Raw genomic sequence first — 10,306 nt, 5'->3', positions numbered from 1 at the left:
TGCTACTCCAAATCAGTTGAGATGTTGAAGTGTTCACTTCGGTTGCTGCTGCATTATTTGAAGTATCGAACAATTCCTCTCTCAGCTTAAATCATTACCTATTCAGCAACGCCCGGAGATGAAAGGCTTTTCCCGTACGAATCTGCTGTACATGCGCTTATTTGCCGAAGCTTACCCAGATCCACAAATTGTCCAGCAGCTTGCTGGACAAATTCCCTGGTTTCACAACTGTATGCTGCTAGACAAGGTAAAAGATTCAGAGGAACGTTTGTGGTACATCCAAGAAACCATTCAACATGGCTGGAGCCGCAGCGTTCTCACTCAGCGAGTGGAAAGTGGATTGTATCGACGGCAAGGAGAAGGAGCCCTCACCAACTTCAATCAAACCCTCCCTCAACCCCAATCGGATTTAGCCCAGCAAATTCTGCGCGATCCCTATAATTTTGACTTCTTGAGTTTAGGCCCCGAAGCGCAGGAACGAGAACTCGAAACTGCTTTGATTCAACACATTCGAGAGTTTTTGTTGGAGATGGGAGTTGGATTTGCATTTGTGGGCAGTCAATATTCAATTCAGGTGAGTGGGAAGGAATACAGACTGGATTTATTGTTTTATCACTTCCGTCTGCATTGTTTTGTCGTGGTCGATCTCAAGACGGTTGAATTCGAACCAGAATTTTCGGGGAAGATGAACTTCTATGTGTCGGCTGTGGATGACTTATTACGTAGTCCTGCAGACAACCCCACCATCGGCATTATTTTGTGCAAAACCCAGGATCAAACGGTGGTAGAGTATGCGCTGCGAGACGTGGCTAAGCCCATTGGCATTTCAACCTATCAGCTCAAAAATGCATTACCAGAGCCACTCAAAGGCAATTTGCCCACAATCGAGGAGTTAGAAACTCAGCTAAACATCCTATCCGTTGAAGTTGAAGCAGGGCGAGATATAGAAAAACAAGATTGAGACCTAGGCTATGCTCAATTGTCCAACAGGCGGCTAGATGATTCCAGCGCGATAATGTGAGCGCGCTGCTCAATTCTTTTGGGTCGGGACAAATTGGCGTTGATTGGAAGGCTGAACCCAGAGGGTGCAGAACCCGGCGATCGCTTTTTGCTCAGGTCGCATTTCCAGCGTGACCCCCAATCGCTGCACTTCCCTAGCACAAGCCAGCTGACCCTGGCGATCGCGGCTCAGCAAGTCCTGATTCCAGCTCATCAAATTGCGAGCAAAGCGCCCCTCGGTGCTGGTTGCCCAATCTAAGGCTTTGGCTTGTTCCAGCGTCAGTTGACGAGGTCCGCTAGGATCAAGCGGACGACGCGATTGATTCCAAGCAAGTCCAGCCACACCCAGAAGTCCTCCTAGTCCAGCTGTCATTAGGAGCAATGCCCCCGCTGCAATCAATGAGGGTACTGAATGAATGGCGCGCTCAAACTCAGTGCGACGAATCAAAGCAGAGACAGTTTGGGCGATCGCTTTTTGCTGTCCTTTAATTGCCACTTTTTCATAGGTTTGGAGTCGGTCATAGAGTTGTGTCTGCCACTGATCAAACAGAGTCTCCATCTCTTTGGGACTATCCTCCAAGAGCACTTCTAGCCTACCCGTTGCGACCAGCATCAAGAAGGCTGGATCATCTGGGTCAACTCCCGTTTGCACGACAATTTCCCACACCCTAGCCTTAAAGGAATCATCCTTACCGCGAATTGCCAGGTCGAGTAGGGTTGGGTAGGGAATCCGACTCAGCCCTTTGCCTCGGGCAACCATCGAGTCTAGGAATTCATCATCGAGATCCAGGGGTGGTTCTACTGGTTGGGAATGGGTCATGAGTTTTCACCTCCCTTAGCTAGAGCGTTTGCTATTACGGGATTTAGCGCTACTGGCTGTGGATTCAGCTGGTTTAACGTCACTGTCTCCCGCTTCCGCTGATTTCCCATTCATCACAGTTGTCTGGGAAGAACTCACCTCTGATGGGGAGCGTTTCCAAATGTTTACCTGATCGATCGCCTGATAAGCGCTCTTGAGAAACGTATGGAGTCGCTGCTTGCCCAAAACCCCTAACTCACCGCTTTCCCTGCCTACCGAAAAAGGAATTCGCTGGGCATCGAGGTGATCTCGTTCTCTGTAGCTGAATTTGGGAAAATCAAGCACGGGAACTTTTTGCTTGGCTAGAAGTTGTTGAAGCTCCTCTCGACTCTCCAGATGAGACCAGTCATCACACAGTCCCCAATTACGCACAAAGATGTGTTGCACTTCGCCATCAAACCGCTTCAGAGATTGGATGAAAAGTTGCACACTGTCATAGCCACCCGTGCAGATAAACCACTTGCAAATATTCACTCCATGTTGTGCCCCCATCTCCAGCACCCCATTGCGATCAATCCAATCGGTAACGGCTGAAAAAACTTGAGCGGGGAGATTGACAATGACTGGGGTTTTGATTGCTAGGTCAAAGATGCGATCTGCGTCATAGGCTTTACGCTCTGCTTCGCTGAAGATGACGTGTTCGCATTCTTTGGGATAAACTTCACCCACATCTGGATTGCTGCGATCGGCTTCTACGAGCACATAGGGCAGCTGGCGATCGATACAATGTTGCACCATCACACGAGCGAATAGAGATTTTCCGACACCGCCTTTCTCACCATCAATGAAATGAATGGTTGCCATTACACTTTCCTCTTCTATTGCCACATGGTTCGAGTTGCCTGTTCAACCGGCTGGACGTTGCTATTTGGGCGATCGCCCTGGGTGTATGCGATCGTTGCAGATTCAGCCGAGGGAATTAGCAGCTGCAAACATTCGCGGATTCATTCGCACGGTTGCCAGAAACTGACGTGCTAGACAACCGACAACCTGACACGGTTGATCACCCCCACATTGCAACCAAGCCTCATCTTCAGGGCGAGCGATCCCAAGATTGCCTCGGCTTTTCAAGTAGGTATGAATGGAACCCAAACCAAGTTCAATGACTTCAGGCTCCATGAGCAGCAGACGCGGTTTGCCATCGGACCCGTGATAAATCACTTTGCTCAGTGAAGAGCCTGGATCAAAGGTCAGCGTGAGGTCAGCCGTTACAAGTAGGGTAGTAAGATTGTCGCTCTCTCAACCTAGCGGTGGCGATGTGAATGCTCATCATCCAGGTGGATAAAAAGGAAATCCTGATATTTCATCCCTCACAGGAGTTCACATATTGCTGCAATTTGCTTCGCAATCCCACTTCTACGCCCATTCACGTACGGGCTAAAGGTATTATGTTCTCAATAGATTAAGCTTGTTGACCGTGAAACCCCTCACACTTCCACAGGTTTCCTACAGCTTTTCGCCGTTGACCCACAACCTCGTGGCAGACAACAGCAATCGCTCAAAACCCAGGATGCAGAGCAAGCCATGTTGTCATGTGTATTCATCTATTTAGAGAAAATATTATGGCATTGTAGATCTAGAAAGTGATTCCATCATTCAACAGCAAAAGAGATAGCCGCTTGGTGGATCACAAATGCACGTATTAATGGCGAAGCTAGAGAAGCATGTTTCCCATCTTGCTAACTAGCTGAAATGTCACCTCAGAAACGTCCGATTAAGTTTCATATCCCGCTCAACGCTGAGGAAAAAGAGCAGGTGCGCCGTATGGCGGTAGAGAACCACCTGACGATGGCAGAGTTATTTCGTGCCAAGACCTTAAAAAATCAACTTCCCCGACGTGTGACTCGGATTGCAAGGTTGACCTACTGGGAATTAACCAAAATGAGTGACAGTCTCAATCAAATTGCCAATGCGATCATCGTGAGCCCAAAGGCTAACGCCCACGCTTCTACCCCATCTCAAAAAACCCTGATTGTGGTTGATCAGGCGTTACTCATTCAAACCAGAACCCTGCTTAGCCAGGTGCGACGGGAATTGGTTGAGATGAATTTCATGACAGAGATCAACGAAGAATCGTGATTGGCAAGCAAATTAAAGGTCGAAGCTTCAGCAAGCTACTCAAATACCTATTTAGCAAGGATGGAGCAGTTTGAATAGGTTGTAATACGGAGGGAACGACGCCACAGGAATTGGCAGCTGAATTCCAGTTTTCTCAGCAGCTCAATCCCAGAGTGAATCGAGTCGTTTACCATGCCTCCTTGAGCCTGACCCATTCTGAGCATCTAGAAAATGATATCTGGCACGAGATTGCCAAAAAATACCTCCAGGCCATGGGCTTTGATATGAATCAGTATGCGGTAGTACGACATCGCGATCGCGATCATGCCCATATTGTGAGGAGAGTGTGCGAGTGCAGCTTCAGCGATCGCTTGATCAAGCGACCCAAAATTCTGCCACCTTGCTGCAATTGCTCAACCAATTGCAGCAGGGAATTCGTGTTCGAGTGAGTCATCATCAGACGGGAGAAATAAAAGGCATTAGCTATGAATCCAATGGGATTGCTTTCAGTGGGACTTATTTAGGAAAAGCCTACACTTTCATCGGCTTGCAGAAATACCGGGGGGTGAATTATGACTCATCCAAAGATGCTGAATTAATCAGAACAAGTCTGCGAAATTGTCCTACATTTCACCACTTAAGATCTGCCAGTTAAACGCCAATTTAGGAATGCAGTTGCTACTTAAACGTCAACTGCTGAAGTTCCTTTTGATTCCAGTTGCCTAACCTGGCGGCAGCTTCGTAGGTGCTTTGCAAGAACTCTAACAACATCTGATCCGGTGATTCTGCCTCACGGACAGCGTCATAGGGCAAAATAAATTCGCCTAACTCTTTACTGTAAAATGCAGCATCAGGACGAACCTCAGCCTGCTTAAACCCATCGGGTTCTGGGTACGCATAAGAATAAAACGCTGGGTATGATAATCCGGCTCCAGGCCAAAATCCGGCACTGCTGACTTCCTGGGAATAGGCTTCCTTTGCCACTACATCCGGTAAATTTGGCACCCCTCCCGGATGCTCAGGAGCCGATCGCCCCGAAAAGCGAGTCACTGCTAAATCAAAACTCCCCCAGAAAAAATGAACCGGACTAACCTTGCCGGAAAAATGTGAACGAAATTCTCGAAAGACGCGATCGGATTGTAGCAGCACTCGCCAGCATCGATTGGCATAATCCGCATCATAAGCAGCATGAGTTTCATCCTGCTCAAATCGAATTGGGTCAGGGACTTCATTCGGTTTGGTGTTAATCGTGATGTGAAGATCTAATTCTCTCAGAGTTTCCATCACGGTCTGATAGAAATCAGCAACAGAGCGAGGGTAGAGGGCGATCGCCCGTCTTGCCCCTTCGCTGGTTTGAATCAGCAGCTCATGATCAATGAAATCAAAGTCGATTTGAAAGATGCGGCTACCATAGGGAATCGTGGAAGTGGTCAGTCCCCGAACGGTTAAATAGAGGGGAATATGCCAGGAATGATTAATCCAAGGAGTTTGGGCAAATCGGATTTTGCCGATGATTTGCGTCCACATGTGCAAGGTGGTATAGGTCTCTTGCCATGCGTCCAGGGGTAAACTCGGCCAAATATCCGTTGAGGTTAGGGTAGGCTGATTTGACATCGTGGTTTCCTCGCGAGTAGAAAAGGGGCGCGTGATCAATAGTTCTTCTGTTGTTCGTCGGCAAAACACCACAGCCATTGTTCTCCCAATTCGGCTGAACTGATCACCGCATGTCCACTTTCTTCATAATGACGGCGTGCGTGCTGATTTTTAGATGAGTCGCAGCACAGCATTTTGCCGCAGGTTTGACAAATTCTCAAGTGAACCCAGCGAGCGCCAACCCGAAGGCATTCCTCACAGCGAAATACCGGGTAATTGGCTTTTGAAATCATAGTTTCTAGCGTCAGTTCGTTCAGGTGTTGACAAGACATGGAAGATTCCTGTGAATGTGCAAGATATGTACTTGATCAAATGGGATACAGCCATGTGCGAAAGAGTTGGGTGAGGCGCGGCATAATCACGTAGGTGAGCAGGGCAACCGTTAGACCTGTAACTAACAACGTTCTAAGCAATACCGGAAGATTCGCTAGGAGCGGTACCAGCAGATGATTGAGAATAGATATCGTGAAAAACACTCCCAGCCATGTCACGAGTACCATTTTGTAGCGCAGAGGTGGAGCCTTAACAGGTTTGTTGGGAAGTGTAAACCAGGTTTCTAGACCTGTCAGGGTTTGAATGGTTTCAGGCTTTTCAATCAAGGGTTGTAACCGCTCCAGCCAGCCCTGCCGCACACTGGATTCCAGCCAAGTTTTGAGGTTTTTGTAATGATCAAATCTGACGATTGCCACATATTCAGGTTGAGCGGGGTTACAGGGGCGAATCACATTGACCCCTAAATGTCCCTGAAATTGATGAGCAGCCGTCGCAATTCCGTGCAACCATTCCTCATACCCTTGCTCACGCCCAGGTCGGATGAAGTGAGAAATGATAGCGGTTACCTGATGAGTTTCTTCATCTGTACCGGCTACCAGTGGGTCTAGCATTGGACATGACCTCAAAAAACTTTAGCTACCAGAAAAGTAATGATTGTTAATGCGCGATCGCGGCTTGTAAGGCAGATTGAGCGTTAGCGATCGCCAGCTCACGGGCTTCATCCCCCAGATTCAAGCTATCGGCATAGACAAACTCGATATCCGTTATCCCAATAAACCCAAAAATGAGTTGCAAGTAGGGTGTTTGTAAATCATAGGCATGGGTCGGGCTACCTTCGGGGTAGGCTCCTCCCTGCGCCATAATGATCGTCATTTTCTTGTTGTGAACCAGTCCCTTGTAACCTGCTTCATCAACGGAGAATGTACGTCCCACTCGCACAATCTGGTCAAGATAAGCTTTGAAGTTAGCGGGAATGCTGAAGTTATACATGGGGATACTGAAAACGTAGCGATCGGCTGATAAAAACTCGTCGATCAATTCGTCGGAAATTTGAATTGCAGCGGCTAACTCAGGCGTATGTTGATCGGAGGGAGTAAATGCAGCCGCGATCCAGTCTTCGCTCACAAAAGGAACAGGATAATGCCCAATATCACGGTAGGTTACGGTGTCGTCAGAATGAGCCATTTTCCACTGATTAATGAACTCTTTGGAGAGCGTGCGGGAGATGGAGCGATCGCCACGCGGACTCGCATCTAAATGGAGAATGTGGGTCATAGGATAAATCTCAGATTGTGAATGAAGAATGTAGCGGAGACGAATGAGCAACCGCTGGCGGTCGCCCCTATTTTATGCACGAAATCATCCACTGCTGCTGCAATGCCGCAAATGAACTGGATCACTGAGCAATGACAACATTCACTTAGTTACACACGAGTCATGAGGCGTTCGCGATTGGCAGAGCCAGCATTTGATGTTGCTGCATAGCTCGTCATTAGATTTTTGTAGTCAGGACTAAACCCTACAAGGAGATTACCTAGCCCTTCAATATCGTTACGCCAATCACGGTGCAATTCACCCACAACGCTATACCAATTGACCAACTGAGCGCCAGCACGAGACATCCGATCCCAAGCTGCATCGCGACAGGTTTCATTGAAGGTGCCAGAGGCATCGGTGACAACAAAAACGTCATACCCTGCCTCCAATGCTGAAAGTGTGCAAAAAGTGACACAGACATCCGTGACAATTCCGGCAATAATCAATTGCTTCTTACCAGTTGCTTCTACGGCTTTAACAAATTCCTCATTGTCCCAAGCGTTGATCTGTCCGGGGCGCGGAATGAAGGGAGCATCAGGAAACTTCTCCTTCAGTTCCGGCAGGATGACTCCATTGGGACCGTCCTCAAAGCTAGTGCTCAAAACAGTAGGCAGGTTGAAAAACTTGGCTACACTTGCTAGCGCTAGCACATTATTTTTGAAGTCGGCAGCACCAATATCACGCACAAGCGAGAACAGTCCAGTTTGGTGATCCACCAGTAGAACCGCAGCATTATTCTTATCTAGACGATTGTACTTGAATGTAGACATTAGGTAATTCTCCTATTTGAGTGATTGGTGAATGAGGAATTGCAGAATGAAATCAAAAGCTAAACATCTCTGCTTGTGCTTTTAAGTGAAACGTCTGTTTACTCTCAAGGGTTGATGACGTAAGCGATCGCGCCATGAACTGAGGCTGCAAGACAACGCCAAATTTCGCCACTTAAGCTCCGCGAGTTAAGCACAGAGTAAAGGCATTCGCGTCGCGCTTCACTGTGCGATCGCTCCTAATGCTTTCAACGTCGCTGCTTGAGTGTGCGTTAATCCAGTTGCGCCTTGAATATTCATGCCTTCAAACATGGAACCGTGCAATTTACTTGCTTGATCAAATTGCATGACTGTTTGCACAAACTCAATATAGGGGGTTGCCTTGAAGCTGTCGCCTATAGCAAGTTGAATTTTTTACAGTGCAAATTGATAGATTAACCATGCCATCGCAGAGTAGAAGGCTGGCTCTAACTTAAGTTAGAATCCGAATTTGATCGAAAGTACATTCGTACAACCGATCGACTATCAATGTCTGAATGCAAAATCCGGTAGCGATGTCCCACACCTCTGATGCGGGCGACCACCTGTTTGCCTCCCGAATGAAGCGGTTGTCACTACGAGCTATTGCCGTGAACCGACGACGACAGACCCTGGCTGCCTTAACGCTTCAGCAATACGGCTCTCGATTCCGAGGCAGCCTGTGGGAGATCTTGAATGTATCTCTGCCTTCCAGGCTATTTCCTATGCCCTTGCCTCACACCAGCCTGATTGGCTACTGAGTTGAGCAATTACAAGTCAGGATATAAAGGATCTACACAAGGAGCTTTATATTCTGAAGTTTGGCAAGCGATATACTTTGGGAAACGGATGACAGTCCTTCATGGGGGAGCGTTCAATGATTACCCTGCCTGGAATTACTATCCACAGCAAAATCTATGAGAGCTTAGCTTCTTTAGTGTATCGGGGCATCAGAGAGCAAGATAACTGTGCAGTGATTGCCAAAGTTCTCAAGCAGGATTATCCCTCTCCTCAGGATTTAACTCGTTATCGGCAGGAATATGAAATCACTCGCTTTCTCAATATTGAAGGCGTAGTCAAGGCATACAGCCAGCAAGACTACCAGCGCACGCTGGTTATTCTTTTGGAAGACTTTGGTGGAGAGTCTTTAGAATGCTGGATGCGGCAACAATTAGACTTCTCTCCCATGCCGCTGTCGGTTTTTTTGAATATGGCGATCGCCATTACGGATACTCTAGGCAAAATCCATGCGGCTCATGTCATCCATAAAGATATTAATCCTGGCAACATTGTCTTTAATCCGAGGACTAGCGTTGTCAAAATCATTGATTTTGGCATTGCCACTCGCTTCAGTCGCACCAATCCCACATTCAAAAGTCTCCATCTTCTAGAAGGAACCCCCGCATACCTGTCGCCAGAGCAAACCGGGCGAATGAACCGGATGCTCGACTATCGCACTGATTTCTACTCACTGGGTGCAACCTTCTACGAACTGTTGACGGGACAATTGCCGTTTCCCACTAACGATCTCCTAGAGCTAGTCCACTGCCACATTGCCAGACCGCCGGCTCCCCCGCATGAATTGAACGCAACGATTCCCCAACCTGTTTCAGATCTTATTTTGAAACTGATGGCAAAGAACGCGGAGGATCGCTATCAAAGTGCTTGGGGCATCAAAGCAGATTTAGAACGCTGTGCGCAGCAACTGGCAGAAGTGGGTTTAATTGAACCGATGCCATTGGGTCTGCAAGATGTTTCTGAACAGTTTTTCATTCCTCAAAAACTGTATGGGCGAGAAGCGAAGATTGCAGCATTATTGGCGGCTTTCGACAGAGTGGCAGGGAACGAGGGAGTAGGGGAATGGCGAAGTGGGGGAGCAGAAGAAGACATTACCCTACTATCGCATCGTGAAATGATGCTGATCTCCGGTTATGCTGGCATCGGCAAAACGGCATTGGTGCAGGAACTCCATAAACCAGTCACAGCAAACCAAGGCTATTTTATCTCTGGCAAATTTGACCAATTTGGGCGCAAGATTCCCTACAGCGCCATTGTGAATGCCCTGCAAAAGTTAGTGCAGCAACTCTTGAGCGAACCAGATGAGCAGGTGGAAGTGTGGCGATCGCGCCTGCTCACTGCTCTGGGCAGCAACGGACAAATCATCATTGATGTCATCCCCGAAGTTGAGTTAATCATTGGCAAGCAGCCGCCTATACCCGAAGTTGGAGCAACTGAGGCACAGAATCGCTTCAATCTCACGTTTCAAAGATTTGTGCGGGCGTTTTGTGCAAAAGAGCATCCCCTAGTCATTTTCTTAGACGATCTACAGTGGATCGATTCTGCGACGTTGAAGTTAATCGAA

Annotated in this window: 15 protein-coding genes; 6 read left to right on the top strand and 9 right to left on the bottom strand. The window is 47.8% G+C overall.

The features are described from left to right. Nucleotides 1–118: 118 nt before the first annotated feature. A complete protein-coding gene (locus tag NDA01_RS30400) occupies nt 119–961 on the top strand; it encodes a PDDEXK nuclease domain-containing protein (RefSeq protein WP_488657390.1) in 843 nt (280 codons plus the stop codon). 69 nt (nt 962–1,030) lie between these two features. Here NDA01_RS30400 and NDA01_RS30395 read toward each other — a convergent pair whose 3' ends face one another. From NDA01_RS30395 to NDA01_RS30385, 3 genes are all read right to left on the bottom strand, one after another. Further along, complete coding sequence (locus NDA01_RS30395; protein ID WP_348230971.1) at nt 1,031–1,819, bottom strand: DUF6753 family protein; 789 nt, start codon at nt 1,817–1,819, stop codon at nt 1,031–1,033. A 15-nt stretch (nt 1,820–1,834) separates the two neighbouring features. Then, the gene (locus NDA01_RS30390; RefSeq protein ID WP_348230970.1) at nt 1,835–2,662 is read right to left on the bottom strand and encodes a P-loop NTPase family protein; all 828 of its coding nucleotides are present in this window, start codon (nt 2,660–2,662) and stop codon (nt 1,835–1,837) included. A gap of 102 nt (nt 2,663–2,764) precedes the next feature. Continuing rightward, a complete protein-coding gene (locus tag NDA01_RS30385) occupies nt 2,765–3,019 on the bottom strand; it encodes a hypothetical protein (RefSeq protein ID WP_348230969.1) in 255 nt (84 codons plus the stop codon). 531 nt (nt 3,020–3,550) lie between these two features. On the opposite strand from NDA01_RS30385, the gene NDA01_RS30380 reads away from it, so the two are divergent. The 3 genes from NDA01_RS30380 to NDA01_RS30370 all read left to right on the top strand — a co-directional run bounded on the left by NDA01_RS30380 (nt 3,551) and on the right by NDA01_RS30370 (nt 4,571). Continuing rightward, entirely contained in the window at nt 3,551–3,937 is a 387-nt protein-coding gene (locus tag NDA01_RS30380) for a plasmid mobilization protein (RefSeq protein ID WP_348230968.1), read from the top strand. Nucleotides 3,938–4,011: 74 nt separating this feature from the next. After that, nucleotides 4,012–4,365 carry a relaxase/mobilization nuclease domain-containing protein gene (locus NDA01_RS30375; protein ID WP_431193590.1) on the top strand — a complete coding sequence of 118 codons (354 nt, stop codon included), beginning with the start codon at nt 4,012–4,014 and terminating at the stop codon, nt 4,363–4,365. Continuing rightward, entirely contained in the window at nt 4,263–4,571 is a 309-nt protein-coding gene (locus NDA01_RS30370) for a hypothetical protein (protein WP_348230973.1), read from the top strand. The genes NDA01_RS30375 and NDA01_RS30370 overlap by 103 nt, the downstream gene beginning before the upstream one ends. A gap of 23 nt (nt 4,572–4,594) precedes the next feature. On the opposite strand, the gene NDA01_RS30365 is transcribed toward NDA01_RS30370, so the two are convergent. From NDA01_RS30365 to NDA01_RS30340, 6 genes are all read right to left on the bottom strand, one after another. Further along, nucleotides 4,595–5,530 carry a DUF5996 family protein gene (locus tag NDA01_RS30365; protein ID WP_348230966.1) on the bottom strand — a complete coding sequence of 312 codons (936 nt, stop codon included), beginning with the start codon at nt 5,528–5,530 and terminating at the stop codon, nt 4,595–4,597. Between the two features lie 35 nt (nt 5,531–5,565). Continuing rightward, nucleotides 5,566–5,841: a UBP-type zinc finger domain-containing protein gene (locus NDA01_RS30360; RefSeq protein WP_348230965.1), complete on the bottom strand. Its 276-nt coding sequence runs from the start codon at nt 5,839–5,841 to the stop codon at nt 5,566–5,568. 36 nt (nt 5,842–5,877) lie between these two features. Beyond that, complete coding sequence (locus NDA01_RS30355) at nt 5,878–6,453, bottom strand: putative antibiotic biosynthesis monooxygenase (protein WP_348230964.1); 576 nt, start codon at nt 6,451–6,453, stop codon at nt 5,878–5,880. Nucleotides 6,454–6,499: 46 nt separating this feature from the next. Next, nucleotides 6,500–7,117, bottom strand: a complete 618-nt coding sequence (locus NDA01_RS30350) for an FMN-dependent NADH-azoreductase (protein WP_348230963.1) — start codon at nt 7,115–7,117, stop codon at nt 6,500–6,502. A gap of 149 nt (nt 7,118–7,266) precedes the next feature. Continuing rightward, nucleotides 7,267–7,929: an isochorismate family cysteine hydrolase YcaC gene (gene ycaC / locus NDA01_RS30345; protein ID WP_348230962.1), complete on the bottom strand. Its 663-nt coding sequence runs from the start codon at nt 7,927–7,929 to the stop codon at nt 7,267–7,269. A gap of 219 nt (nt 7,930–8,148) precedes the next feature. Beyond that, nucleotides 8,149–8,274 carry a hypothetical protein gene (locus tag NDA01_RS30340; protein ID WP_348230961.1) on the bottom strand — a complete coding sequence of 42 codons (126 nt, stop codon included), beginning with the start codon at nt 8,272–8,274 and terminating at the stop codon, nt 8,149–8,151. 188 nt (nt 8,275–8,462) lie between these two features. On the opposite strand from NDA01_RS30340, the gene NDA01_RS30335 reads away from it, so the two are divergent. Further along, the gene (locus tag NDA01_RS30335; protein ID WP_348230960.1) at nt 8,463–8,705 is read left to right on the top strand and encodes a hypothetical protein; all 243 of its coding nucleotides are present in this window, start codon (nt 8,463–8,465) and stop codon (nt 8,703–8,705) included. A 116-nt stretch (nt 8,706–8,821) separates the two neighbouring features. Continuing rightward, on the top strand, nt 8,822–10,306 hold a 1,485-nt coding region (locus tag NDA01_RS30330), incomplete at its 3' end, for an ATP-binding protein (protein ID WP_348230959.1).

This window comes from Trichocoleus desertorum AS-A10, assembly GCF_039962155.1.
Taxonomy (GTDB): Bacteria; Cyanobacteriota; Cyanobacteriia; order FACHB-46; family FACHB-46; genus Trichocoleus.
The sequence above is the reverse complement of the archived record's forward strand: the minus strand, read 5'-3'. Positions and strand labels throughout refer to the sequence as shown.